The sequence below is a fragment of the Nocardia sp. NPDC047654 genome (assembly GCF_043205035.1).
GTDB lineage: Bacteria > Actinomycetota > Actinomycetes > Mycobacteriales > Mycobacteriaceae > Nocardia.
Genome location: NZ_JBIDDF010000001.1, coordinates 238,383 through 264,411, shown reverse-complemented (window position 1 = coordinate 264,411; position 26,029 = coordinate 238,383). Strand labels below are relative to the sequence as shown.

General features: G+C 69.6%; 20 protein-coding genes. 12 read left to right on the top strand and 8 right to left on the bottom strand.

All coding sequences use genetic code 11. The features are described from left to right. Positions 1–29: 29 nt before the first annotated feature. Together ACGF7Y_RS01250 and moaA are read right to left on the bottom strand one after the other, a co-directional pair. Positions 30–272 carry a MoaD/ThiS family protein gene (locus ACGF7Y_RS01250; protein WP_357802614.1) on the bottom strand — a complete coding sequence of 81 codons (243 nt, stop codon included), beginning with the start codon at positions 270–272 and terminating at the stop codon, positions 30–32. Further along, on the bottom strand, positions 265–1,323 hold the full coding sequence (moaA, locus tag ACGF7Y_RS01245; RefSeq protein ID WP_393228120.1) for a GTP 3',8-cyclase MoaA: 1,059 nt from the start codon (positions 1,321–1,323) through the stop codon (positions 265–267). Before moaA ends, ACGF7Y_RS01250 begins: the two co-directional genes overlap by 8 nt. A gap of 253 nt (positions 1,324–1,576) precedes the next feature. Here moaA and glp point away from each other — a divergent pair, with 253 nt between their 5' ends. Genes glp through ACGF7Y_RS01225 form a run of 4 tightly spaced genes read left to right on the top strand, consistent with a single transcriptional unit; the run spans position 1,577 to position 5,373 of the window. Continuing rightward, complete coding sequence (glp, locus tag ACGF7Y_RS01240; RefSeq protein ID WP_393228118.1) at positions 1,577–2,821, top strand: gephyrin-like molybdotransferase Glp; 1,245 nt, start codon at positions 1,577–1,579, stop codon at positions 2,819–2,821. Continuing rightward, on the top strand, positions 2,818–3,873 hold the full coding sequence (moaCB, locus tag ACGF7Y_RS01235; RefSeq protein ID WP_393228116.1) for a bifunctional molybdenum cofactor biosynthesis protein MoaC/MoaB: 1,056 nt from the start codon (positions 2,818–2,820) through the stop codon (positions 3,871–3,873). The genes glp and moaCB overlap by 4 nt, the downstream gene beginning before the upstream one ends. Continuing rightward, a complete protein-coding gene (locus tag ACGF7Y_RS01230; protein ID WP_393228114.1) occupies positions 3,860–4,294 on the top strand; it encodes a molybdenum cofactor biosynthesis protein MoaE in 435 nt (144 codons plus the stop codon). The genes moaCB and ACGF7Y_RS01230 overlap by 14 nt, the downstream gene beginning before the upstream one ends. Positions 4,295–4,350: 56 nt before the next feature. Continuing rightward, complete coding sequence (locus tag ACGF7Y_RS01225) at positions 4,351–5,373, top strand: AraC family transcriptional regulator ligand-binding domain-containing protein (protein WP_393228112.1); 1,023 nt, start codon at positions 4,351–4,353, stop codon at positions 5,371–5,373. On the opposite strand, the gene ACGF7Y_RS01220 is transcribed toward ACGF7Y_RS01225, so the two are convergent. From ACGF7Y_RS01220 to ACGF7Y_RS01210, 3 genes are all read right to left on the bottom strand, one after another. Then, positions 5,363–5,554 carry a hypothetical protein gene (locus ACGF7Y_RS01220; RefSeq protein WP_040868744.1) on the bottom strand — a complete coding sequence of 64 codons (192 nt, stop codon included), beginning with the start codon at positions 5,552–5,554 and terminating at the stop codon, positions 5,363–5,365. The genes ACGF7Y_RS01225 and ACGF7Y_RS01220 overlap by 11 nt on opposite strands. A 186-nt stretch (positions 5,555–5,740) precedes the next feature. Further along, positions 5,741–6,775 carry a CobW family GTP-binding protein gene (locus tag ACGF7Y_RS01215; RefSeq protein WP_393228110.1) on the bottom strand — a complete coding sequence of 345 codons (1,035 nt, stop codon included), beginning with the start codon at positions 6,773–6,775 and terminating at the stop codon, positions 5,741–5,743. Positions 6,776–6,860: 85 nt separating this feature from the next. Continuing rightward, entirely contained in the window at positions 6,861–8,168 is a 1,308-nt protein-coding gene (locus tag ACGF7Y_RS01210; protein WP_393228108.1) for an N-acetylmuramoyl-L-alanine amidase, read from the bottom strand. A 563-nt stretch (positions 8,169–8,731) separates the two neighbouring features. Here ACGF7Y_RS01210 and ACGF7Y_RS01205 point away from each other — a divergent pair. Next, a complete protein-coding gene (locus ACGF7Y_RS01205; protein ID WP_393228106.1) occupies positions 8,732–9,103 on the top strand; it encodes a hypothetical protein in 372 nt (123 codons plus the stop codon). Between the two features lie 64 nt (positions 9,104–9,167). Continuing rightward, positions 9,168–9,917: an SDR family oxidoreductase gene (locus ACGF7Y_RS01200; protein WP_393228104.1), complete on the top strand. Its 750-nt coding sequence runs from the start codon at positions 9,168–9,170 to the stop codon at positions 9,915–9,917. A 12-nt stretch (positions 9,918–9,929) separates the two neighbouring features. Here ACGF7Y_RS01200 and ACGF7Y_RS01195 read toward each other — a convergent pair whose 3' ends face one another. After that, entirely contained in the window at positions 9,930–10,787 is an 858-nt protein-coding gene (locus ACGF7Y_RS01195; protein ID WP_393228102.1) for a cyclopropane mycolic acid synthase family methyltransferase, read from the bottom strand. 176 nt (positions 10,788–10,963) lie between these two features. Here ACGF7Y_RS01195 and ACGF7Y_RS01190 point away from each other — a divergent pair, with 176 nt between their 5' ends. Beyond that, a complete protein-coding gene (locus ACGF7Y_RS01190; protein ID WP_393228100.1) occupies positions 10,964–11,365 on the top strand; it encodes a PaaI family thioesterase in 402 nt (133 codons plus the stop codon). On the opposite strand, the gene ACGF7Y_RS01185 is transcribed toward ACGF7Y_RS01190, so the two are convergent. Next, on the bottom strand, positions 11,362–12,483 hold the full coding sequence (locus ACGF7Y_RS01185) for an MAB_1171c family putative transporter (protein ID WP_393228098.1): 1,122 nt from the start codon (positions 12,481–12,483) through the stop codon (positions 11,362–11,364). The genes ACGF7Y_RS01190 and ACGF7Y_RS01185 overlap by 4 nt on opposite strands. A gap of 694 nt (positions 12,484–13,177) precedes the next feature. Between ACGF7Y_RS01185 and ACGF7Y_RS01180 the strand changes: the two genes are divergently transcribed. Then, positions 13,178–13,903, top strand: a complete 726-nt coding sequence (locus ACGF7Y_RS01180; protein WP_393228096.1) for a TetR/AcrR family transcriptional regulator — start codon at positions 13,178–13,180, stop codon at positions 13,901–13,903. Between the two features lie 19 nt (positions 13,904–13,922). On the opposite strand, the gene ACGF7Y_RS01175 is transcribed toward ACGF7Y_RS01180, so the two are convergent. After that, positions 13,923–14,471: an ester cyclase gene (locus ACGF7Y_RS01175; RefSeq protein ID WP_393228094.1), complete on the bottom strand. Its 549-nt coding sequence runs from the start codon at positions 14,469–14,471 to the stop codon at positions 13,923–13,925. 455 nt (positions 14,472–14,926) lie between these two features. Here ACGF7Y_RS01175 and ACGF7Y_RS01170 point away from each other — a divergent pair, with 455 nt between their 5' ends. From ACGF7Y_RS01170 to ACGF7Y_RS01155, 4 genes are read left to right on the top strand one after another with little or no spacing between them, the layout of a single operon-like run. Continuing rightward, positions 14,927–21,253 (top strand): SDR family NAD(P)-dependent oxidoreductase, encoded by a 6,327-nt coding sequence (locus tag ACGF7Y_RS01170; RefSeq protein WP_393228092.1) that lies wholly within the window; start codon positions 14,927–14,929, stop codon positions 21,251–21,253. After that, positions 21,250–22,674, top strand: coding sequence for an aminotransferase class I/II-fold pyridoxal phosphate-dependent enzyme (locus ACGF7Y_RS01165; protein WP_393228090.1), 1,425 nt, complete (start codon positions 21,250–21,252; stop codon positions 22,672–22,674). The genes ACGF7Y_RS01170 and ACGF7Y_RS01165 overlap by 4 nt, the downstream gene beginning before the upstream one ends. Then, positions 22,671–24,683 (top strand): CRTAC1 family protein, encoded by a 2,013-nt coding sequence (locus ACGF7Y_RS01160; RefSeq protein ID WP_393228088.1) that lies wholly within the window; start codon positions 22,671–22,673, stop codon positions 24,681–24,683. Before ACGF7Y_RS01165 ends, ACGF7Y_RS01160 begins: the two co-directional genes overlap by 4 nt. Next, on the top strand, positions 24,680–25,903 hold the full coding sequence (locus ACGF7Y_RS01155) for an enediyne biosynthesis protein (RefSeq protein WP_393228086.1): 1,224 nt from the start codon (positions 24,680–24,682) through the stop codon (positions 25,901–25,903). The genes ACGF7Y_RS01160 and ACGF7Y_RS01155 overlap by 4 nt, the downstream gene beginning before the upstream one ends. Positions 25,904–26,029: the final 126 nt, after the last annotated feature.

Here is a 26,029-nt window from a genome sequence, read left to right as displayed (position 1 = left end):
GTGCCCGCCGGTGCGAACGCGTCGCCGGGCTATCCCCCGGCGAAGGGGGGCAGGACGTCGACGCGCGGACTCAACGCGGCGGCGGGATCACGGGTGAGTTCATCACCGATCAGATAGGCGCACACCGACAGCATCTTGTCCAGGTCCGGGCCGTAGGCCGCGGACAGGGCGGCGCGAAGGTCGGCCACCGTCGCTCCGGCCGGGAAGTCGAGGGTTTCGCTGTCCTTGCCGACGGCGTCGGCGATCGCGGCGAAATAGCGGATCTCAACCACCGATGGCTCCCATCGTCCGCTCCGGGGGGACGAAGCCCTCGGCATCGATGCCGTGACCTGCCCATTTGTTCCACATCGCGCCGCGCCAGATGGTCGCGACCTCGTCGTCGCTCGCACCGGAGCGCAGCACCTGGCGCAGGTCGAATTCCTGGTCGCTGAACAGGCAGGAGCGCAGCATGCCGTCCGCGGTGAGGCGGGTGCGGTCGCAGGTGTCGCAGAACTTGCGGGTCACGGTGGCGATGATGCCCACGGTGCCGGGGCCGCCGTCGACCAGCCACTTCTCCGCGGGGGCCGACGGATCGGCGCGGCCTGCCTCGGCGAGCCCGAACCGGGCGCCGAGCACATCGAGCAACTCGGCGGCGGTAACCATGTTGGCGCGGGCCCACTCGTGGTCGGCATCGAGCGGCATCTCCTCGATGAAACGCAGTTCGCAACCCTCGTCCAAGCACCAGCGCAGGAGATCCGCTGCACCGGAGAGGGTTTCGCGCATCAAGACGGCGTTGACCTTGATCGGCGCCAGTCCGGCGGCACGAGCGGCGCGAACACCCGCGAACACCGATTCGAGGCGGTCGCGGCGCGTCAGCCGCGCGAAACCGGCCCGGTCCACGGTGTCCAGCGACACGTTCACCCGGTGCAGTCCCGCGGCGGCGAGGCCGAACGCGCGGTGCTCGAGCCCGATGCCGTTGGTCGTCATGGCCAGCGGGATGTGCGGCACCTCGGCGTGACAGCCCGCGATGATCTGTTCCAGCTCGCGACGCATCAGCGGCTCGCCCCCGGTGAAGCGGACCTCACGCACCCCCAGCTCGCGCACCGCGAGGCGGACCAGACGCACGATCTCGTCCACCGTGAGCAGCTCGTGCCGGGGAATCTCCGGCAGCCCCTCCTCCGGCATGCAATAGGTACAGCGCAGCGAACACTTCTCGGTGATGGATACGCGTAGGTCGCGGGCGACGCGTCCGAAACGATCCAGCAAGTAGGGGGTGTCGGGACGGCCGGCGAGCGAGGGACGCCCGGAACGCACCGCGGGAATCCCGATCTCGACCAGAGTCACACGTCCATTATGACCGCCTGTCCCGATTCGGCTGCGGGCGGAATGCCCACCTCGGGCTCACCGCGTCCGCGAATCAGCGGTGCGGCCCGCGCCGGGGACGAGCACGACGCCGGCGACCTGCGCACGGACCGGCGCGCGGCGACGGAGGCGGAAAACCGCCCGGATCGGGCGTTAGGCGTACCTCCGCCTTCGCTCCGGCCATGCGCAGGCTGAGGACGGACTACGTCCGACCGCACCCATTAGGCTGACTCGCATGAACCCTCGGCCCGCCGGCGTCTCGGCCAGGCCCGTCGACGACTACCGCGACAGCATCGAACAGCTGCTGCGGCCACTGGCCGCGCGCACGGTCGAGTCCGTCCCGGTGCCGCGGGCGCTGGGCAGGCAGTCGGCCGAGGACGTCCGCTCGCCGATCGAGCTGCCGGTGTTCCGGAACTCCGCGATGGACGGCTACGCGGTGCGCGCCGAATCGGTGCTGGTCGCCCCGGTCACCCTGCCCTTGACCGGCGTGGTCGCGGCGGGCGCGGCGGGCCGCACGCCGCTGCCGAGGGGCGCTGCGATGAAGGTGATGACAGGTGCGCCGATCCCGCCCGGCGCGGACTGCGTCGTGCCGGTGGAGGACACCCACGTGGGCGACGGCACGGTGACCATCGAACGCGGGCGCAGCGCAGGCGAATTCGTGCGGGAACCGGGGACGGACGTCCGGACCGGGGATCTGCTCGTGCGGGCGGGAACCATGCTCGCCCCCCGGCATGTCGCCGCCCTCGCCGCCGTCGGCCTGCCCGCGGTGGCGGTCTTCCGGTCGGTACGCGCCGCGGTGATCACCACCGGCGACGAGCTGGTCGCGGCCGGAAAGCCGCTGCGTCCGGGGCAGATCTACAACTCCAACGGCGTCGCCCTCGCCGCGGCGCTCGCGGCGAACGGCGTCGACGTCGTCTCGGTGGCGCACAGCACCGACGATCCGGCGCGCTTCCGCGCGCTGCTGTCGGCGGCGACCGAGAACGCCGATGTGGTGTTCACCTCCGGCGGCGTGTCCAAGGGCGACTTCGAGGTGGTCAAGGACGTGCTGGAGCCGATGGGCGGGCGGTTCGGCTCGGTCGCGATGCAACCGGGCGGCCCGCAGGGACTGACCGTGGTCGACGGGGTGCCGGTGCTCAGCTTCCCCGGCAATCCGGTCAGCACGATGGTGTCGTTCGAGGTGTTCGCCCGCCCGATCCTGCGGCGTCTCGCCGGTCTGCCCGAGGTGGACACCTACGAGCTTCCGCTGGCCGACGCCGTGCCGCGCTCGCCGGAGGGGAAACGGCAATTCCTGCGCGGCAGACTCGTCCGCGCCCTTCCGGGGGAATCTCCCGCGCACCGGCAGCCCCGGGCGGTCGAGGTGGTGTCCGGTCCCGGGTCGCATCTCGTGGCGGCCATGGCGTGGGCCGAGGTGCTGATCGACGTGCCCGCCGAGGTCACCGCGCTGCCCGCCGGAGCGCTTGTGCGAGTGTGGTCCTTATGAGCGAGTTGTCCCATGTCGACCAGGAAGGCCGCGCCCGCATGGTGGATGTGAGCGCGAAGAGCGACACCACCCGGATCGCCGTCGCGGCAGGCGAGTTGCGCACCACGGCCGAGGTGGTCGCGCTGGTGCGGGCCGACGACCTGCCGAAGGCGGATGTGCTGTCCACCGCACGCATCGCGGGCATCTCGGGGGCGAAGAAGACCTCCGAACTGATCCCGCTGTGCCATCAGCTGGCGCTGTCGTCGGTGCGAGTGGAGTTCGGTTTCACCGACACCGCCATCACGATCGAGGCCACCGCGAAGACCAAGGGTCCCACGGGTGTGGAGATGGAGGCGCTCACCGCGGTCGCGGTCGCCGGGCTCACCCTGCACGACATGGTGAAGGCGGTCGACCCCGCGGCGACGCTCACCGACGTGCGGCTGCTCACCAAAGAAGGCGGCAAACGCGGACATTGGGAGCGCCCGGCCGACGAAGGCCCCATCCCGCCTTCCGCCGACGAAGACCTGTCCCCCGAGGACGCGGATACCGAGCCGGACATCTCGGAGTACGCCGAGCCGGAACTCGACGAGGAACCGCGGTCGGCCGTGGTGCTGGTCGCGTCGACCGGTGTGGCGGCGGGGACCCGCGAGGACACCACCGGTCCGGTGCTCGCGGACTGGCTGGCCGGACTCGGCTTCTCGGTGCGGGGCCCGCTGATCTACGCCGACGCCGAGATCGAATTCGGCCTGGCCGACGCGTTGCGCTTCGAACCGGCGCTCGTCATCAGCACCGGCGGGACCGGCGCATCCCCTACCGACGGGACCCCGGAGGCCACTCTCGCCTTGCTCGACCGCGAACTCCCCGGTGTGGCGGAGGCGATCCGGCAGCGCGGCACGGCGAAATTCCCGCTGGCGGCGCTGAGTCGCGGCGTGGCGGGGCTGGCCGGGCGCTCGGTGGTGGTGAATCTGCCGGGATCGCCGGGGGGCGTCCGCGACGGCATCGCGGTGCTGGAACCGCTGCTGGATCATCTGCTCGCACAAGTCGCCGGAGGTGGAAGTCATGACAACGGCTGAGGCCACGGTCCGGCTCGCCCGGATCAGCGACCAGCCGCTCGACCCAGCGGAGGTCGAGGAGGCGGTCCGCGGACCGCGCTACGGCGCGGTCGTGGTGTTCACCGGGAAGGTCCGCGACCATGATGGCGGGCAGGCCGTTTCGGCCCTGGAATACTCCGCGCACCCGCAGGCGGAACGCTTCCTGCGCACCGTCTGCGCGGAACTGGCCGCCGCACACGGTTTGCCGGTCGCGGCCGTGCATCGCGTCGGCTCGCTCGGCATCGGTGACCGCGCGATCGTCGTCGCGGTGGCGGCGGCGCATCGGGGCGCGGCGTTCGCGGCGTGCTCGGAACTGGTGGATCGGATCAAGCACGAAGTCCCGATCTGGAAACGCCAGTTGTTCGCCGACGGCCTGTCCGAATGGGTGAACGCCTGCGGGTGACCTGACCGTGACATGAATATCATGACGAATCAACACGACCGGGATAGCGTGTCGGCGTGGGAACCGACCAGGTCTTGCTCCACCGGTTCGTCATCTCGCAGCTCACCGCGGCCGGCGTCGACCGCGACCGGCTGCTCCGGGAATCCGGGTTGCCGGAGTGGACCATGGCGGGCGACGACGTGCACCTGCCCAGCCAGACGTTCTCCCGGCTGTGGGAGATCGGTGAGCACGAACTCGGCGATCCGGACGTCGCCCTGAACGTGGCGAGCCGCTACGAACTCACCTGCCTGGGTCTCTACGACTACCTGTTCTCCTCGGCCCCGACGCTGGGCGCCGGATTGGCGACCTGCGGGCCGTACGTCACGGCGGTGACCACCAACCATCGGTTCGACCTGGTCGCGGAGAACGACGACGAAGTCACCCTGTATCTCGACATGATCGACGGGGAAGGCCGGGGCCGGGATCTCACTCAGCTGTGGGGCCTGTGCGCGGTGCTCAGCCGCGCGCGGCGCGTAGTGCGCGAACCGCTGGCCCCGTTGCGGGTCTCGCTGCGCCAGCGCGCACCCGCCAAGACCGACACCTTCGTCGAGGTATTCGGCACCACCGCGATCGAGTTCGACGCGTCGGTGGACGCCATGACCTTTCGCGCCTCGGATATGGATCTGCCGCTGACCACCAGTGATCCCGTCCTGGCCGGCATCCTGCGGCCGTTGGCCGCGGCCCTTCCGCCACCGCCGCCGCTGGCCACCGCCTGGCCGGAGCGTGTCGCGGCCGCGCTGGCGGACTGTCTGGACGAGGGCGACGCGTCCCTCGAGCGGGTGGCGCGCAGGCTGGCCACCAGCCCTCGCACGCTTCAGCGGCGGTTGCGAGAGGCGGGCACCACGTGGCGCGCGGAACTGGATCGGGCACGCGGCGCGCGGCTGATCGCCGCGACGGCCACCGGCCCGTTGAGCCCGTCGCGCCAGGCCGAGATTCTCGGCTACTCCGACCCGGGATCGATGCGGCGAGCGGCCCGGCGGTGGTCGCTGGCCACCCGCGCGTATCGCGCCGAGTGGGTGGAGCGGACGTTCACGGCCTGATGAAACGCGCGGCGATCGACCAGAACGTCGCGTCCTCGATCGCACGGAAATCCCAACTGTTGGCGATGGCGTGGGTCTCGGCGACGATCGCGGGAACGTCGAAGTCCTCGCGGGTGGCGGTGCCCTTGGCCTCCAGCGCCTCGATGACGTACGCGGTGGCGCTCTCCATGGAATCTGACACGGGAAACTCCCATCGGTCGCAGAACGATTCGGTCGGTCACGGATGGGCTGCCGAGCGGCGCCGCGGGCGGCAGTACGCTCCCAGTGCCCGCGGACCGGCGGACACGCATTCAGTCTCATGAAAAGACTGCTCTGTCACCAGCACCGAACGCGACATGTCGCGAACAAACGCGCCAATCTGGCGCGTTCAGTGCGGTGCATAGCGCCACACGCCGAGCATGCTCTGCGCGTCGAGTGGTTCGGCGTCGTCGTGCACGGTGTCGTGCAGCCGCGCCAGGGCCGTATCGGTGCGCAGGCCTGCCCCGATGAGCACCAGCTGCGCGCCCCGTGCTTCGCCGCGCGACCAGCCGCCCGGCTCGAAGACGATGTGGCGGCCGACCATGTGCAGGACGAACTTCCTGCGTTCGTCGGCCACCCCGAAGGCGGCGAACCCTTTGGCCCGGAACAATCCCGGCGGTGGGTCCTCCAGGAAGCCGATCAACTTGCGCGGGTCCAGCGCTCGTTCACTGGTGAACGAGACGCTGGCGTAGTCGTCGTGCAGATGACGGTGCCCGGCGTGATCGTCGTGGTCGTGCTCGACGAGCAGTTCGTCGAAGCTCAGCTGCTCGGCCACCATCGGGCGGGTGCGGTGCGGTTGGTCGAACAGCAGCCCGGGATCGATCCGGCCGTAGGTGGTCGCGTACACCGGCACCGAACCGACCAGCGCCGCGATGTCCTCGCGCAGCCGTGCGAGTTGCTCGGGCGCGATCCGGTCGGCCTTGTTGACCACGACCAGATCGGCCAGCCGCAGATGCGTGCGCAGCTCCGGGTGGCGGGTACTGCTGCGCGGGAACTCTTCGGCGTCGACCACCTCGACCAGGCCGCCGTAGCGCAGGCGGGGATTGTCGCTGCCGACCACCATCCGGATGAGGCTGCGCGGCTCGGCCAAGCCGCTGGCTTCCACGACGATCACGTCGATTCCGGCCTTCGGCTGTGTGAGCCGGGTGAACAGCTCGTCCAGCTCGGTGACGTCGACCGCGCAGCACACGCACCCGTTGCCGAGCGAGACCATGGCGTCCACCTGCCCGGCGACCAGCATCGAATCGATGTTGATCGCCCCGAAGTCGTTGACCACCACCCCGATCCGCGTTCCCCGGTTGTCCCGCAGCAAGTGATTGAGCAGCGTGGTCTTTCCGGAACCGAGAAACCCGGCGACGAGCACAACAGGAATCCGGTCAGCCATTCCGCTCACCCTAGTGCGCCGCGGGAAAGACCGGACGCCACCCTCGAGGTGGTGAGGATGGCGTCCGGCGGGTTCGGTGTGCGGACTATTTCGAGGAGCCCAGCAGCATGCCCGCCAGGCTGAAGCCGAGGTTGATCAGCTCCGTGGTGATCGCGTTGTCGTCCAGGCCGAGCATCTTCGCCAACGGCATCAGCAACTCCATGATCGAAGCGTTGCCCCCGGCGGTCCCGGGTGACTGCTGCGCGTTCGGCGTGCCCGGCGACTGGGTTCCGGAGGTGCCCGGCGCATTCGGCGCCGCGGGCGTGCCCGATGACTGCGGTGTCGCGGTGCCGGGCGCGGGCTTCGGCGTCGAGGTGCTGGGAACGGACTGCGCCTGCGGCACCGCGGGGGCCGCCGGACTCTGCGGCACACCGGGAGTCGTCGAACTCTGCGGCACCGCCGGAATCGTCTGCGCCTGCGGCACCACCGGGTTCGTCTGTGCTTGGGGAGTACCCGGATCCGTCTGGCCCTGCGGCGTTCCCGGCGCCACCGCGGGACGGTCGAGCGACGTGCCCTGCGGAGTGGTCTGGCTTGCCTGCTGATCCGGTGCGATACCCGGCTGCGGTGCGCCGAGCAGGTAACCGACCACTCCGGTGGTCAGCGCGATGGCGTGCTTGAGCTGCCCGTCGGGTGTTTCCAGCAGCGCCGCGTCCTCGGGATTGGCGCCGTTGCCCATCTCGAGGAAGACGAGCGGAACGGTGGTCAGCGCGGGCCCGGCGATGTCTCTGCGGGTCTGCAGACCGTCCACAACACCGCCGTAGTTGGCGGGCGGGAAGCCCGCGTCGCGGTACGCGTCGCGCACCGACTTCGACGCGGCGAGGCCCGCTCCCGACTGGGCCTGATCGACGATCGGATTCGGGATCGGCAGCTCCGGAATGATCAGGTGGAACCCGCGATCCTGCGCGGGCGCGCTGTCGGCGTGGATGCTCACGGCGACGTCCGCGCCGGACTGGCTCGCCGCGCGGGCCCGGTCGTCGACGCAGCCGCCCCAGTTCATGTCGTCCTGGCGACTCAGCACGACGTGCGCGCCGAGCGTCTCCAGCGACGTCTTGACCACCTGGGCGACGTTCCAGGTGATGGTGTGCTCGGGAACGCCGTTCATCGTGGTCATGCCGGTGGTCTGGCAGTCCTTGGTGCCGCCGCGGCCATCGCTGACCTGTCTTGCCAAATCTTGGGAATGGTTCGACCCCTGATGTCCCGGGTCGAGGAAAACGGTCTTGCCCGCGAGCTTTTGCGACATATCCAGCGCCGACGGAGCCGCCTGTGCGGTGACCGGGAGCAACCCGGACAGCGTCACCGTTACCGCGGCTGTGACGGCGGTACAGATCCCTGCCTTGATGATGCTTGGCTTCATAGTGCGGTCGGCGCTCCGGAACGGAGCACCCCTCCCTTCCCACTTGTAACACCAAACCCAGTAGTCAACTCTGGCAACGCGTGTATCAGCAAAGCAAGTTGCGTGATCGAAGTGTTACAGCATGCGCGACGCCCGGCCGTCCGGCTCGCTCGGTAAGTTTGCGCAGAGGTAGCAGAGCGTAATGCATCCGGCTCGGCGCCACACCGAACGGCACGCGGAAACTGTCGGCGACTTGCTGAGCGTCATGGTCACGCTCGATCTGCTCGGTCATCCCGCGCGATAGGGCGGAGGTGGGCAGCGGGTAACTGCACCCCGGGAGATCGTCGGCCGACCCGTCGGCGAAGCGTGACGGGACTCGCCCCGTTCGCACCATCGCCCCGCCGCACCGCGACCGGGCGAGGTCCGAGACGACATTCCGCCCGGATTACGGGATTCCGGGCACACCGCTCGGTCGGTTCTGGTATTCCTTGCCGCGGAGATGCGGGGATCTCCCGGGTCGGCCACGGCCGCGGGGAGCACGACGACCGTGGACGCGGCGGTAGTACAAGTCAAGGAGAACCGGTATGCGTGCAAGCGCACTCCTCTTCGCGGGAGCCATGAGCTGCGCGGTGACTCTGCTCGCCGCGGGGACGGCGGCGGCCGAGCCCGCGAACACCATGACGCACGACGGCGTCTACTTGGTCGGCGTCGACATCGTGCCCGGAATCTGGGAGGCGCCCGGCACCCCCGACCCGGCCTACGCGTGCGATTGGCGCAGGCTGTGGAAAGTAGAGGGCGACAACACGAACATGCAGTACATCCTCGCGAACAACTACACGCGGCTCGGTCCGGTACGGGTGCAGATCAAGCCGACCGACGTGGGGTTCAAGACCGAGAACTGCGGGCCGTGGCGGTTGCTGCCGACACCGCCGCCGACCGGCTCGTTCGGCGGCTGACCGAGCGGCGCATCCCGCCGGGCGGCGTATTGACTCGTGTTCAACAAAGGCTAGGGTCAGCCGCATGACGCGGAAGAGGATTCTGATCACCGGCGCGAGCGCGGGCCTGGGGGCCGCCATGGCGCGCGACTTCGCGGGTAAGGGCCGCGATCTCGCGCTGTGCGCCCGCAGGCTGGACGCACTCACAGCGCTGCGCGACGAGCTGGTGGCCGCGCACCCCGAAGTCACCGTCGCGGTACGCGCCCTCGACGTGGACGACCACGCCGCGGTGCCGATCGTCTTCGGCGAGCTGCGCGACGAACTCGGCGGCCTGGATCGCGTGATCGTCAACGCCGGTATCGGCAAGGGAGCGCCGATCGGCAGCGGACGGGCCGACGCGAACCTCGCGACGGCGACGACGAACTTCGTCAGCGCGCTGGCGCAGACGGAGGCGGCGCTGGAGATCTTCCGCGCGCAGCGGGCCGGCCACCTGGTGCTCGTCGCATCCATGAGCGCGGTGCGCGGGCTTCCCGGCAAGAAGGCGGCCTACTCGGCGAGCAAGGCGGGCCTCGCCGCGCTCGGCGCCGCACTGGCCACCGAATTGGCGCGGTCGCCGATCGCCGTGACCACGCTGTTGCCGGGTTTCATCGCCACCGACATGGCGGCCAAGGCGGGTGACGCGCGGATGGTTGCGCCCCTGGACAAAGGCGTCGCATCGATGGTGGCCGCCATCGAGAAGGAGCAACGACGAGCGTGTGTGCCCGGGTGGCCTTGGCGGCTGATCGATCTCGCGCTCCCCCACCTGCCCGACACCCTGGTGGCACGGCTGAGCTGACCCGGCCGACGCTCACTTGACCAACGTGAACTGCATGACGTCGATGCGGCCGTCGCGGAATTGCCGCGCACACCCGGTCAGATACTTCAGGTACCGCTGATAGACATCTTCGGACGCGAGGGCGATGGCCCGGTCCCGGTGCGCCCGCAACGCCTCGGCCCAGCAGTCGAGGGTGTGCGCGTAGTGCGGCCGCAGCTCCTGGATCTTCTCCGTGCCCAGCCCCGCGCGGCCGGCCAGGCGCGTCACCTCGGCGGGGTGCGGCAGCTGTCCGCCGGGGAAGATCTCCCGCTTGATGAAGATGTGGAACAGCGCGTCTTCCCGGGTCACGGGAATGCCCATGCGCCGCAGGTCTTTCAGCGTGTACGCGACAATCGTGTGCAGTAGCATCCTGCCGTCCGGCGGCAGCATCCGGTGACATCGTTCGAAGAATGTCTCGTAGCGGGAACGCCGGAAGTGCTCGAAGGCACCGATACTGACGATGCGATCGACTTCGCCGTCGTATTCCTCCCAGCCCTGCAACCGCACCTGCGCGCCCGCGACGCGCTCGCGTTCGATCTTGTCCGCGACGTACTCGTACTGGTTGCGGCTGAGCGTCAGCCCCACGACCTGCGCACCGTAGGCGGTGGCGGCACGCAGCATGGTCGAGCCCCACCCGCATCCGACGTCCAGCAGGGTCATCCCCGGCCACAGGTCGAGCTTGCCGAGCGCCAGATCGATCTTCGCGCGCTGCGCTTGCTCGAGCGTCATGTCCGGTCGCTCGAAGTAGGCGCAGCTGTAGGTCATGGTGGGGTCGAGGAACAGCGCGTAGAACTCGTCGGAGAGGTCGTAGTGGGCCTGCACTTGCCGATAGAACGGCTGGAGTCCGGTCATCACGTTTCTCCTGTTCATCGGGTTCATGAGCTGATACCCGCCAGCCGTCGCCGCGTTTCACCGACCACGGACCGATACGGAACCGATGTGCACGTCTCCATCCGGCAACGGGGCGGGGCCGGCGACTACCCGCGAAGTAATCGACTCCACGACCGGCGGCGGGCAAGATCACGGCCATGATCGATGAGACCGGCACCAAGCTTTTCCACCAGACCATGCCGTTCACCGAACGCCTCGGCGTCGAGGTGCTCGCCCACGGCCCCGAGCTGGTCCGCAGCCGCCTGGCCTGGGACGAATCGCTGTGCACGCTGGGCGGCATGCTGCACGGCGGGGTGCTGATGTCGCTCGCCGACGCCACCGGCGCGGTCTGCGCGTTCCTGAACCTGCCGGACGGCAAGCAGGGCACCACCACGGTGGAATCGAAGACGAATTTCCTGCGCGCGGTTCGCTCCGGACACGCCATCGCGTCGGCGGCGCCGTTGCATGCCGGACGCTCGTTCATCGTGGTGGAGACGGTGATCCGGGACGACGCGGACAAGCTGGTCGCGAAGGTCACCCAGACCCAAGCGGTGCTCTAGCCGACGGCCACCGGGACCCGCTCGCCCGCCGCCGCGCGGGCCGCGGGCCACACGCGGGCCAGTTCGAGCAGTTGCCGCAGCTCGGCGTCGAAATCCGCCGCGGGCACCGGCAGCCGGGCCGACGTCGATCCGATCGGCGCCGAGCCCTCCTGTCGCGCGACCGCCGCGCACGCCAATTGCTGGGCGTAGTAGGTCATCGGACATCCCGACTCGGCCGATGCCCCGTACGCAGGGGCGTAGCGGCCCAGATGCAGTAGCGCGTCCTGGATCTCCACCGTCATCCGCAACAGCTGGGTCCCCGGGTCGGCCTGCTCGCCCGCCGCCGGCCGCAGCACGACCTCCGGGACGGCGGTGGTGAGATCCCGCCACAGCGGGCGCAACCTGCGGCACGATCGTCCTGCTCGATCGAGTTCCGCCGCGGCCAGCAGCGACCGGATCAGCGGAATGGCGATCACCGTCGCGTCGATCGCCAGACAGATGGTGACCGTCGCTTCGATCCGGATCAGATGCGTACCCCAGCGCTGCCATCCGGTGACCGCCCGCACCGTCGACAGCACCAGGTTCACACCGAAAAGTGTTGCCGCCCAGATCATCAGGGCGCACACCAGCTTCTCCGCCAGGCCGATGCCGCCCGCCCGCAGCTCACGCAGGCACATGCGGGCCAGCAGCGAGACGTTCACCAGCAGCGGGAGACCGAAGGCGGTCCACACCACCAATCCCTCGGCATCCAGGGTCAGGTCGACGAGTCTGCCTTCCTGCCGTGCCGCCGTGCCCGCCAGCAGGATCGCGCCGGTGGCCGCGGCCGCGAGCACGCAGCAGACGCGGTGCCTGCGCCGTACCGCCGCCGGGTCCACATCGAAGGCCCAGATTCGGACGATCCCTTGCAGGCACATCGACGCCATCACCGTGCAGCCGAGCGAGAGCTGGTGGGTGAGGCTCGCGATGCCGGGTGTCATGGTGCAGCGATACAGCAGCAGACTCAGCAAGCCCCACAAGAACAGCTGATTCAGCAGTTTGTCGACGATGGTGTCGCGTACCAGCAACCACCGGCCCGCGAGCACGGCGGCGACGAAACCGATGACCGGCCACGCGACGACTCCCGAGATCGATGACGACATCGGCCTCCCCACCCACGAAACTGTCCCTCGGTGAACGATACCGTCTCGTGTGCATGACCGCGCGGATCGAGAATCGGCGGCAGCCGGTTGATGACAAATGAGCGAGAAACACTTCCGCCCATAGTGCGCATGCCCCATTTGTCCGCTTTGCGCCATCGTGTGCCAGGAACCGAGCGGAAACGGAGCGCGATTGTCACCGCGTCCGGAACTTCGCCACCTCGGGCGCCGGATGCCACAGTCGAGCGCCGCACAGCGAATGGGAAACAACGCAGAACATTTGGCCGTTCGCCTGTGGATGTAACGCTGTATCACATAGAGTTTCGGAGACGACACTCACCTCCGACACGCACCTCCGGCGGGTGCGCCTGCTCTTCGTAGCCCGCGAACGCGGCTCCCCTCATGCTCTGTCCGCCCGTTCGTGCGGCAAGAACGGAGATTTCTGTGCGCGATGAACCACGATCAGCTTTCCGGACCGAGCGAATCGATGGTGCATCGATCGGAATAGACATCGCCGCGGCGGCACGGCCGAGGCACGGCCGACCATTCCGGCCGCGATCCACCGCCCCGAGACCCCCGGCCATCGCGGTGACCGCGACCGGGGCGCCCTCGGTCGAGCGGCGGTACCGCCTTCCCGAAGACAGCGCACCAGCGGATCTATGCGTCACGGCGTGACCGTGCGGGGGGAACGGAAGCGATGAGCAAGCAAACTGCCGGAACAACTGAACTAGCCGTGCGCCCGGCCGGGACGGACACGATGAACACCGCGCTGCGCGATCGCCTGATCGACGCGACCGTCGAGGTGGTGTCGACCGAGGGTTTGCACGCACTCACCGTCCGCCGCGTGTCACGCATGTGCGGAGTCTCCACGATGGCGGTGTATTCCAACTTCGGCGGCATGCCCGGGTTGATCCGGGCGGCGGGCTCCGCCGGATTCGCCCAGCTGGCCGAGCGGATGAACGCGGCCGGGGTGAGCGAGGAGCCGATCACCGATCTGCTCGTGCTCGGCCTGGTGTTCCGGGACGAGGCCCAGCGCAGGCCGGAGCTGTTCCAGCTGATGTTCGGCACCGGCACGCGCATCGACATGAAGATCAACCGCGGCAATGTGCTCGTGGCCGGGCACGATTCGGAGTTCGAGCACTACGCGGAGACCTTCGACCACGTGGTCGGCGCGGTGCAGCGCGCACAGGACGCGGGGCTGATCAACACTCCCGACGTCCGTTCGGCCGCGGCACAGCTGTGGATGGGACTGTTCGGCTTCGTGCAGCTGGAGATGGCCGGCCACCTGGGCGACGACGGCCTACTCGAAGTACTGGTGCCCGCGATCGTGAATCTTCTCGTCGGCATGGGCGCCGAACTGGAGACCGTCGGCGCCTCGGCCCTGCTCGCGGTGGAGCGCTTCGCCGAACTGTTCGGCGACTGAACCCCTAGCCGGGTACCGGTCAGAACGGCAGCCGGGACCGCAACCGCTGGGCGCGTGCCATCGCGCGCTCGGCGGCGCTTCCGCGCGGCGGCATCAGACCCAGTTGCAGCAGCATCTCGGTCAGGTCCCAGGTGGCCTGGCTGCGCCAGATCAGCCCGGAGCGGAACTGCCACGCGTCGATGACCAGCAGGTCGATCCGCTTGCCGGTCGGGCCGAAACCGGGCGGGTCGATCGGGCCCAGATGGGTGCCGGTCATCCGCCAGGGCACCAGGGCGATCCGGTTGTCCGCGGCGAGCGTCGGCGGGAACGGGTTGGTGTAGGCGACATCCGGGAACGAGCGCACCGTGTCGGTGACGAATTTCTCCACACCCGCCCGCCCGTGCGCCGGCGCGTCCAGCGAGGGGTCGTGCCAGATCGTGTCCTCGGTGACGCACTTCGCGACCGCCGCACCGTCCCCGCTGTTCCACCCGGCGATGTACCGCTCGGTGAACTCGAGCAGCCACGCCGGGCTCTCGATCGGTTCGGCCTCCGCTTCGATACGGAACTGCCCGGTGTTGTACGGATCCACGCCCATCGCCTTTCGCCGGTGCGTATTCGACGAGCCATCGTAGCCACGAATGCAGCGCGTGCTCAACACTTTCCGGACAGCTGTTGCCGAATACGCTGGAATAACACCGGAATAACGGTGTAATCCGGCCGAGTTCAGCCAGGCCATAACTGTGTAATAACACGAGAATAATATTGTCATACCCGCCCTGAACTGCATTTATGCTGCGGTTGTCATTGACTGGCACGCAATGCTTTTCGGTCGACGCCCGCACGATTCGTTATTGACCTTCGCGAATCGGGCCTCCTACCATGGGTGGACACTGACCTCCTACCGCGGAACCACTTCACCGCCGGACGACGCTCGTGGCCGAACAGGCATACCGGCGTCGCGATTCCGGTTGTCTCCACGCTGATTCGACGTCGCCGACGTGAAACGCCTGCGATTTCGAATACCTGAGCACCAGGGGATTTTGCATGCCCAATGTAGCAATTGTCGGTATCGGCTGCCGTTTTCCGGGCGGCATCGAGGGGCCGGACTCGTTCTGGGATCTCGTCGTGCGCAAGGGCGACGGGATCGTGGAGGTACCGGCGGACCGCTGGAATCTCGCGAAATTCTACGATCCGGACCCGGACGCGCCGGGCCGGATGTACACCAGGCACGGCGGATTCCTGACCCGGTCGCTGTGGGAGTTCGACGCCGAGTTCTTCGGCATCTCCCAGCGCGAGGCGTCGATCATGGATCCGCAGCAGCGGCTCCTGCTCGAAGTCGCCTGGGAGGCGCTCGACGACGCGGGGATGGCGGGCCGGGTCGGCGGTCGCGAGGTCGGCGTGTTCGTCGGCGGCTTCATGAACGACAACGCGCTGGTCCGTAGCGGTTCGGTGTCGCGGGCCTCGATCAACAGCCACAGCCCGACCAGCTCCTCGCACACGCTGCTGTCGGCCCGCATCGCGTTCCTGCTGGATCTGCTCGGACCGACCATGACCATCGACACCGCCTGCTCCTCCTCCCTGGTCGCACTGCACCAGGCGATGCTGGCGCTGGAGTCGGGTGAATGCGAGACGGCGATCGTCGGCGGCGCCAACGCGATGCTGCGGCCCGAGGCTTTCATCTCCATGTGCAAAGGCCGGTTCCTCGCGGTCGACGGCCGCTGCAAGTCCTTCGACGCGGCGGCCGACGGCTACGGCCGCGGCGAGGGCGCGGGCGCCGTGGTGCTGAAGCCGCTGGAGGCGGCGGTGCGCGATCGCGACCGGATCTACGCGGTGGTGCGCGGCAGCGGCGTCAACCAGGACGGCCGCACGCTGGCGATCCCGGTGCCCAACCCGGCCGCGCAGGAGGCCTTGGCCCGGCGGGTGCGCCGGCTGGCGGGGATCGACGCCCACGACATCCGCTACGTGGAGGCGCACGGCACCGGCACACCGGTCGGCGACCCGCTCGAATTGGCCGCCTTGGGCGCGGTGTACGGCGCGGTCGACGGCCGCGACGAACCGTTGCCGGTCGGTTCGGTGAAGAACAACATCGGGCACACCGAGGCCGCCGCGGGCGTGGCGGGCGTCATCAAGGCCGCGCTGACGCTGCATCACGGCGTCATCGCTCCGCAACTGCGGCTGGACAACCCGAACCCCGAGATCGCGTTCGACGAACTGCGGGTACGCATTCCGCTGGAGACCGAGCCGCTGCCGAACGACGACGGCCGGGCCGCGGTGGCGGTCAACAGCTTCGGCTACGGCGGCACCAACGCCCATGCGATCCTCACCCGCGCGCCCGAAGCGCCCGAGCCCGCCGAGCAGTCCGCGCGCGGACCGATCACCGTGCTGCCGCTGTCGGCCCGCAACGAGACCGCGCTGCGCACCATGGCCACCCAGCTGCACGAGCTGACCGAGACCGCCCCCGTCGACGCGGTGACCGAGGCGGCGTGGGTGCAGCGCGCGCACCACCCGCTGCGCGCCGCGTTCGCCTTCCGCGACACCGACGATCTGCGTTCCCAGCTGGCCGATTTCGCCGTGGGCGCGGGCAAGCCGCCCGCCCGCGCGCTGACCGACGGATCCACCCAGCCGGTGTTCGTGTTCAGCGGCATGGGCCCGCAGTGGTGGGGTATGGCCCGTGGCCTGCTCGAGGCCGACGGGCATTTCGCCGCCGCGGCGCGGGCGATCGACGAGATCTTCCGCGAGATCGCGGGATGGTCGATCGTCGAAGAACTCCTGCGCCCGGAAGCGGAGTCGCGGATCACCGGGACCGCGTACGCGCAACCGGCGAACTTCCTGGTCCAGGCCGCCCTGGTGGCCGAACTCGCCGAACTCGGCGTCCACCCCGCCGCGGTGGTCGGCCACAGCGTCGGCGAAGTCGCCTCGGCCTACGCGTCCGGCGCGCTTTCGCTGCGCGACGCGCTGCTGGTGAGCTATCACCGCGCCCGGTTGCAGGCCACCACCGCGGGCACCGGCGGCATGCTGGCCGTCGGCCTGTCCGACGAGCAACTGGGCGAGCGCCTCGCGGGCGTGCCAGGCGTCTGCGTCGCGGCGATCAACAGCCACTCCGCGGTGACACTGTCCGGTGACCCGGCCCAATTGGACCGTATCCGAACGGAACTCACCGAAGAGGGCGTCTTCGCCAAGGCGCTGCGCGTCGAGGTGCCCTACCACAGCCATCTGATGGACCCCATTCTCGGCGACCTCACCACGGTGCTGGCCGGCCTCGCACCGCGACCCGCACGGGTGCCGATCTGGTCCACCGTCACCGGCGGTGAACTGTCCGGGCCCGAGTGGGACGCCGAGTACTGGTGCCGCAACGTGCGCGAGCCCGTGCGGTTCGGCGCGGCCGTGGACAGCCTGCTCGACGCGGGCCACCGGGTCTTCCTGGAGGTGGGGCCGCACCCGGTGCTCAGCGGCAATATCAAGGAGGCGTTCGTGCGCCGCGGTCTCGACGGGGCGGCGATCAGCACCCTCTCGCGAAACGCCGACGACCACGACAACCTGCTGCGCGCGGTGGGCGAGCTGTACCAGGTGGGCGGGCTGGACACCACGCACGCGCCCGGTGCGGCGGAAACGCCTGCCGCGCATCTGGACCTGCCCCCTTATCCGTGGCAGCGCCGCACGCTGTGGACCGAGGACCCGGCGATCGAGGCGGACCGCGTCGGCGCCGTCGACGGCTACGTCATGCTCGGCCAGCGCACCGCGGCGTCCGCTCCGGAATGGGAGGTCGAGCTGTCGGTGGCCGCGTTGCCGTGGCTGCCCGATCACGTCGTGGACGGATCGGTCGTGCTGCCCGGCGCGGCCTATCTGGACGCCGCGCTCAGCGCCGTCGCGGTGCGGACCGGTCGCACCTCCTTCGGGCTGGAGTCGGTCCAGTTCGTCGCGCCCTTGGTGATCGCGCAGCACGACGTGCCGGTATTGCGTCTCACCGTCGAGGAGACCACCCACCGGTTCACCCTGCGCTCGCGCGCCGCCACCGCGACCACCTGGACGGTCAACGCGCACGGCAGGCTGATCGAAGCGGACGTCGACGCGCGCGGCATCGACCTCACGCCGGCGGCGGACGCGGTGGAGGTGAGCGCGGCGACGCTCTACGACGGCCTCGCCGCGCACGGCCTGGCCTACGGGCCGAGTTTCCGGCTGATCACCGACGCCCGCGTCGGCGCCGATTCCGTGCTGGCCCGGCTCGATCTCACGCCGCTGGCCGGTAGCGCGCCGAGCCTGCCGCACCTGGCCCATCCCGCCGCGGTCGACGCCGCGCTGCAGTGCTTCGCCGCCCTGTACGCCCAGACCGCGCGCGGCGCGAGCGTGGTGGTGCCGTCCTCGGTCGCCGGGGTCCGCTGGACCGGGCCGCTGCCCGAGCAGGCCGTGGTACTGGTCCGCCGGGTCGACGGTGATCCGCTGTGCGCCGATATCACCGTCGCCGCACCGGAAGGCGCTGTCGCGCTGACGCTTTCCGGGGTGCGGTTCGCCAGTCTCGCGGCCGAGCCGGATCTGCACGAGCAGCTCGACGGCCTGTTCTACGAGCCGGTGTGGTCCATCGTCGACGACACCGCGACCGCCGACGAACCCGCGGGCGGCGAGGAATTCCTGCTCGTGGTCAGCCTCGGCAGCACCGTCTCCCAGCGCGCGAAGGAAATCGCCAGCGCCCGCGCCTCCTCGGAAATCCTCACGCTGGAACCGGAGGAGGCCGGCGCCTCGGATCGTGTCCTCGCCGCCCTCCGCGCCGCTCATGAGCGGCCCGGCGTGACGCGCGGCCGGCTCGTCGTGGTGTCCGGCGCCGAGCTGGACGCGGTGCCCAACGCCTACGGGCTCGCCCTCGTCGCGAAGGCGGTCGGCGAACTGGTGGTCGGCGAGGAGGACGACGCCACGGCGGCCGAAGTGCGCGCGGTGGTGGTCACCGAACAGGCGTTCTGCCTGCCGATCGACACATTCGCGCATCCGGCGCAGGCCGCGCTCACCGGCGCCCGGCGCACACTGCGCAACGAGCAACCCGCGGTGCACTGGCGGTTGGTCGACACCGAACCGGCCACACGCGCCGCGGACATCGTCGAGCAGGTGCTCGGCGACGGACGCGCCGACGAGGTCGCGTTGCGCGCGGGCGCGTGCTGGGCGCTGCACCTGCGCAAATCCCTGCGCGAGCACTTGGCGGTCTGGGACGAGGCCGCGCCGCTGACCGACCCGGAAAGCTCGTTCCGCTTGGAGATTTCGCGCTCGCGGCTGCTGTCGGATCTGGCGTGGCGCGCGGTCGACCGCGTGGCGCCGGGCCCCGGCGAGGTCGAGATCCGGATGGACGCGGTGGGCCTCAACTACAAGGACGCGCTCAAGGCGCTCGGGGTGCTCACCGAAAAGGAGCTGGCCGGAACATACTTCGGCACCGAGCTGGGCATGGACGGGTTCGGGGTGGTCGAGCGGGTCGGCCCCGGCGTGACCGAGGTCGCCGTTGGTGACCAGATGTCGGTGTGCGCGAGGGACCTGGTCCGGCGGCACGTCACCCTGCGGCCGGACGAGGGCGCCACGATGCCCCTCGACTACCCGGACACGGTGCTCGACCCGTGCCACTCCAGCTCGGTGCTGCCCTTCCTCACCGCCGAATTCGCCTTCGGCGACCTCGCGCACCTGCAACCGGGTGAGACGGTGCTGGTCCACGGCGCGGCGGGCGGCATGGGCATGGCCGCGGTCCAGGTGGCGGTGCGCCTCGGCGCGCGGGTGATCGCGACGGCGGGCTCGGACGAGCGCCGCGCGGTGGCCACGGCGGCGGGTGCGCACGAGGTGGTCAACTCACGGTCGATCAGTTTCGTCGACGACGTGCTCGCGCTGACCGGCGGACGCGGCGTCGACGTGGTCTACAACTCCTCCCCCGGTGAGATCCTCCAGCAGAACCTGCGGGTGGCCGCCGAGTTCGGCCGGGTCGTCGAGATCGGCAAGGCCGACATCTACGGCGGCGGCGCGATCGACCTGCGCCCGTTCGACCGGAACCTGTCGTTCTTCGCCGTGGACATGGACCGCGCCCTGGCCGTGCGGCCCGAGTTGGTCCGCCGCGCGGCACGCCGGGCGATGGACGCCCTGAACGACGGCACCTACGACTACCTGCCCTACACCGCGTTCCGGCTCGCGTCGACCGCCGAGGCGTTCGAAACCGTGGTGCGGTCCAAGCAGATCGGCCGGGTCGTGCTAGATCTGCGCGAACCGGAACCGACCGTGCTGGCCAAACGACCGAGTCTGCCGATCGACGCGCACGCCAGCTACCTGGTCACCGGCGGTTTCGGCGCATTCGGCCTGGCCACCGCGCGCTGGCTGGTCCGCAACGGCGCGCGCCGGCTGGTGCTGGCCGGGCGCAGCGGCGCCACGACGGACGCGGCCCGCGCCGCGATCGCCGAATTCGGCTCCGCCGGTGCGGAAGTCGTCGAGGAACGCCTCGACATGTCCGACTACGACGCCGTCGCGGCGCTGGTCGAGCGCATCCAGGCGAGCGGGCGTCCGCTGCGCGGGGTGTTCCACGCGGCCGGTGTGGTGAACAACCTCGAGGTGCCGCAGATCACCGCCGGGTCGCTGGCGGAGATCTTCGGGCCCAAGGTCGCGGGTGCGGTCAACCTGGACACCGCCGTCACCGCCGCCGACATCGAACTCGACATGTTCGTGCTGTTCTCCTCGGCGAGCAGCATCGTCGGCATCTCGCCCCAATTCGGGTACGCGGCGGCCAACTCGGTGCTGGACATGATCGCCGCCGCCCGCCGCGCCCGTGGCGCTGCCGCGCTGGCGGTGAACTGGGGCTTCATGAGCGGTGGCGGCGGCATGGCCGACTACGAGGCGGTCAGCCGGTATGCGGAGATGACCGGCTACCGCTCGGTGGACATGGACGTGGCCACCGATCTGCTCGGCGAGTGCCTGCGGCTGGACCTGCCGCAGATCGTGCTGTTCGACGTGGACTGGAGCCAGTGGGCACTGGCGCATCGCCCGTCCACCCGCACGCCGCGTTTCGCCGACCAGGTGGCGGCCGCGGGCGGCGGCGCGTCGGGCGCGGGTGCGCTGCGGGCGGAGATCCTCCAGTTGGGTCTGGAGCAGCGCGGCGAGGTGGTGGCCTACCTGCTCGCCGAACAGCTCGCCGCGGTGCTCGGCGTCGACGCCGAGACGGTGGACCTCAACACTCCGCTGCCCGAACTCGGCATGGACTCGCTGATGGGCATGGAGTTCGGCGCCCGCGTGGTGCAGGTGCTCGGCACCCAGCTGTCGGTGCTCGCCGTGATCGGACTGACGTTGCGCGGGCTCGGCGCGCGGATTGCCGAGCAGATTGCCCAAGAAGAAGAGCGCGCGGCGAGGAGCGAGGACGAATGACCGACAACAACCCGAGGGAGCTGGCCCGCGCATTGCTGGCCAGGCACGCGAGCGGAGAGACCGGCGCCGCCGCGCCCGCGGCCGACGGCGCGCGGACCACGAACGGATCCGCGACCGCGACCACCGCCAACGGCCACAGCGCACCGCGCGGGGTCGCCCACACGTCCTTCCGTGACCACCCCGGTGTGCTCGAGGCAGGGCAGCGGTTCGGGCGGTTCGACGCCTGGGTCGAACAGGTCGGTCTGGTCAACCCGTACTACTTGCCGCACGAGGGCGTCAGCGGTGCGGTGACCAGGATGGCCGACCGGGATGTGGTGAACTTCAGCAGCTTCGGCTACCTGGACCTGGCCGCCGACCCGCGGGTGCGGCAGGCCGCCAAGGACGCGATCGATCAGTACGGCACCTCCGCCGCCGCGGTCCGGATCGTGGCGGGCGAGCTGCCGATCTATCGTTCGCTGGAAGCCGAGATCGCCCGCGTCTACGACACCGAGGCAGCCCTGGTGACCGCCAGCGGCTACCTCACCAATGCCGCCGCGGTCGGATTCCTGCTCGGCAAGCGCGATCTCGCGGTCTGCGACGCGCTGATCCACCACAGCGTGGTCTCCGGCACGGAGTGGTCGCGCTGCAAGCGGGTCTCGTTCCGGCACAACGATCCCGAGTCGCTCGAGACGATCCTCAAGATGTCCCGGCGCAGCTTCGACCGGGCCATGGTGATCATCGAGGGCCTCTACAGCATGGACGGCGACGTGGTCCGGCTGCCCGAGATCATCGAGGTGGCCCGGCGCTACGACTGCTCGATCATGATCGACGAAGCGCACTCGTTCGGCACGCTCGGCGCCACCGGGCACGGCGTGCGCGAGCTGTTCGACCTGCCCGGCGACGCCGTGGACGTCTGGATGGGCACCCTGTCCAAAGCACTCGGCAGCGTCGGCGGTTACCTCGCGGGCAACCGGGAACTGGTCGACGGATTCAAGTACGTCGCGGGCGGATTGAGCATGTACACCGCCGCGCCCGCCCCCTCGGCCATCGGCGCCGCGCTGGCCGGGCTCGAGGTACTGCGCGACGAGCCGGAACGGGTGGCGCGGCTGCGGCACAACAGCGAGTACTTCCACCGCCGTGCGAAGGAACACGGGTTCGACATCGGCACGTCGGAGGATTCCCCGATCATCCCCGTGATGACCGGCGCCGACGAACCGGCCGTGCTGGCGGCACTCGCCATGCTGCAACGCGGCTTCAGCGTGAACGCCATCACCCACCCGGTCGTCCCGGCCGGGGAGGCAAGGCTGCGGTTCTTCATCAACTGCAGGCACACCGAGCAGCACATGGACCAAGCGCTGGCCACGCTGCGCGAGGTGCTCGACGGACTCGCGGACACCGCGGGACAGCAATTCACTCTCGCCCATGAGGAGCAGCACTCGTGAAAATTCCCATCAACCGATCCCTCCTCCGAAAAGCGGTGGTCCCCGGGGTGGCCCTGCTGCTGATGGGCTCGCTGTTCATTCCCGCGCGGTCGGCGCTGCTGCCCACCTACGACGAGGCGGGCGGCCCGATCGCGAGCAGGTTCGACTTCACCGCGATGCCGATCGCGCTGCCCAAGGGCCTGCCGACCGACCGCAAGATCCGCGAGTTGCGGGAGCCGTACAAGCACCTGTCGGCCTGGATCTCCTCGGTCGGCGCGGCGATCGCGATGAACGACTTCGACGGCAACCGGCTGGCCGACGATCTGTGCGTGGTCGATCCCCGTTCGGACACGGCCTTCCTCACGCCGACGCCGGACAGCAACACCGGCCGGTACGAACCGTTCGTCCTCGACCCCAAGCCGTTGCCCGTCGACTCCTCCACCGTCCCGTCGGGCTGCATCCCGGGCGACTTCAACGGTGACGGCCGGATGGACGCGCTGGTGTCGTACTACGGCCGCACGCCGATCCTGTACCTGCAACGCGCCAACGCGACCCGACTGGACGCCAAGGCATTCCGCCCGGTCGACATCGTCCCCTCCCCGAACACCCCGGACGGGCACTACGAGGGCGAGCGCTGGATCACCGCGGCGGTGTCGGTCTCCGACTTCGACGGCGACGGCAAGCCGGACATCTACCTGGGTCAGTACTTCAACGACATGGACGTGCTCTCCAAGGAGGGCCAGCTCGCGCTGTGGATGACCGACTCGCTGTCCAACGCGCGCAACGGCGGCAAGGATCGGATCTTCACGCTGACCTCCGCCGCGTCGGGCAACGAACCGACCGCCGACTACCGCGAGGTGGCCAACCCGTTCCCGATCGGAATGGACACCGGATGGGCGCTGGCCGCCGCCGCGTCCGACCTGAACGGCGATCAGTTGCCGGAGCTGTACGTGGCCAACGACTTCGGGCGCGACCGCCTGTTCGTCAACCAGTCGACACCGGGACGGATCCGCTTCGGTTTCGCCGAGGGCGAGCGCGGCATCACCGAGCCGAAGTCGTATGTGATGGGCCATGATTCGGACAAGGGCATGGCCGCGGACTTCGGCGACCTGAACGGCGACGGCATGCCGGACCTGTTCGTCAGCAACATCGCCGTGCGCTTCGCGCTGATGGAGGGCCACTTCGCCTTCTACAACACCGCCAAGGACACCGCCGACGCGGCGCGTCAGCTCGCCGAGGGCGTCGCCCCGTTCAAGAATCGCGCCACCGACGTCGGACTGGCCTGGGAGACCTGGGGCTGGGACGCCAAGATCGACGACTTCGACAACGACGGTCGCAACGAGGTGGTCCAGGCCACCGGCATGATCAAGGGCGACACCAACCGGTGGCCGCAGATCCAGGAACTCGGCACCATGAACGACAACCTGACCAAGTACCCGTGGTCCTGGCCGATCATCGGCGCGGACGCCGATCTGGCGGGCAGCGATCCGGTCGGCTTCTTCAGCCGCGGCGACGACGGCAAATTCGCCAACCTCACCCATGCCCTCGGCATGGACACCCCCGTCCCCTCCCGCGGCATCGCCGTGGGCGACACCTCGGGCAACGGCGCGCTGAGCTTCGCCGTCGCGCGCCAATGGGGTGATCCGACCTTCTACCACAACAACAAGGCAGGCAACGGCCGGTTCCTCGGCCTGAAGCTGTTCAAGCAGGCCTGGGATGGCACCGCGACCACGAACACCATCGCCGGTCTTCCCACGCAGGGCGTTCCCGCGGTGGACGCCCAGGTCGAGGTCCGCACGGCGGACGGCCGGTTGCTCACCAGCCACCTCGACGGCGGCAGCGGGCACACCGGCAAGCGCGCCACCGAGGTGCACATCGGCCTCGGCGACGTCGACCCCGCCGCCCCGCTGAACGTCGTGCTCCGCTGGCGGGAGACCAACGGCACCCCGCACGACCAAACCCTCCAGCTCGCGCCGGGCTGGCACACCGTGAACCTCGCCTCGGACGCGCAGGAGGTCAAGCAGCGATGAGCGACAACGACAAGAAGGATCCGGGCGAGGCGAAAGCCGCGTCGAACGGTCATCACGAAACCCCGGCGGCCGACGGCAACGGCAGCGCCGCCCACGGCGGTCCCGAGGGCAACGGCGTGGCCCCGGAGAACAATCCGGCCGCCACGGCGGGTAACGGCAACGGGACCAGCGTTACGGCAGCCGAGCGCATCTCGGCCGTGCAGCGCTCGGGCACCGAGTTCGCCAAGGAATGGGTGGAGAAGCCCGCGGCGACCAAAGACCCCCGCTACCTGGCACTGCGCAACTTCGCCATCTCGATCACGATCTTCAACCTGATCGGATTCCCGCTGCTCGGCTTCGAGCAACCGTTCCTCTGGCCGTTCATCGCGCTGGCCACCGCGTACTCCACCGAGATCGGGCTGGAAGTCCTCGCGGCATGGGCGTACAAGCGGCCGCCCGCCTTCCGGGGCCGTGGGCCGCGTGGGCTGTTCGAGTTCTTGCTGCCCGCGCACATCACCGGTCTGGCGTTCAACTTCCTGACCTTCGCGCACGACAAGCTGTGGCCGGTGATCTTCGGCATCGTGGTCGCGGTCGGTACCAAGTGGGTGTTGCGCGCCAAGATCAACGGCAAGATGCGCCACTTCATGAACCCGTCGAACTTCGGTGTCGTGGTGTGCTTCCTGGTGTTCCCGATGATCGCGGTGGCGCCGCCGTACCACTTCACCGAATACATCACCGGCCCGGCGGACGCGCTCATCGTGCTCGGCCTGCTGATGACCGGCACCATGCTCAACGCCAAGCTGACACTGAAGATGCCGCTGATCATGGCGTGGGTGGGCGCGTTCGCGCTGCAGGCCATCGTGCGCGGGCTCATCGAACCGAACATCTCGATCCTGGGCGGTCTGAGCGTGATGACCGGCCTGGCGTTCGTGCTGTTCACCAATTACATGGTCACCGACCCGGGCACCACGCCGTCGGGCAAGAAGCAGCAGATCATGTTCGGCGCCTCGGTCGGCATCATGTACGGCGTGGTCACGGCGCTGCACATCTCCTACGGCCTGTTCATCGCGCTGGTCGTCGTCTGCGGCGCTCGCGGCGTGTACTGGTGGGCGCGCGGCATCGCCGAGTGGTGGGGCCGGCGCGGCGCGACGCCGGCCGCGGAGCAGCCCGTGGTGGCCGACGACCTGGAAGCCGACATCGCACGCGAACCCGAGCCCGCGAAGGAGGCGGCCCGCTCATGACCGGTAGCGCCGAGCCGCGCCGCGTGCTCGGCGCTTTCACCACCGGCGTCACCGTGGTCACCACCGGGTGACCACGGCCGCACGGCATTACCGCCGACGCGTTCACGTCCGGTCTCACCGAATCCC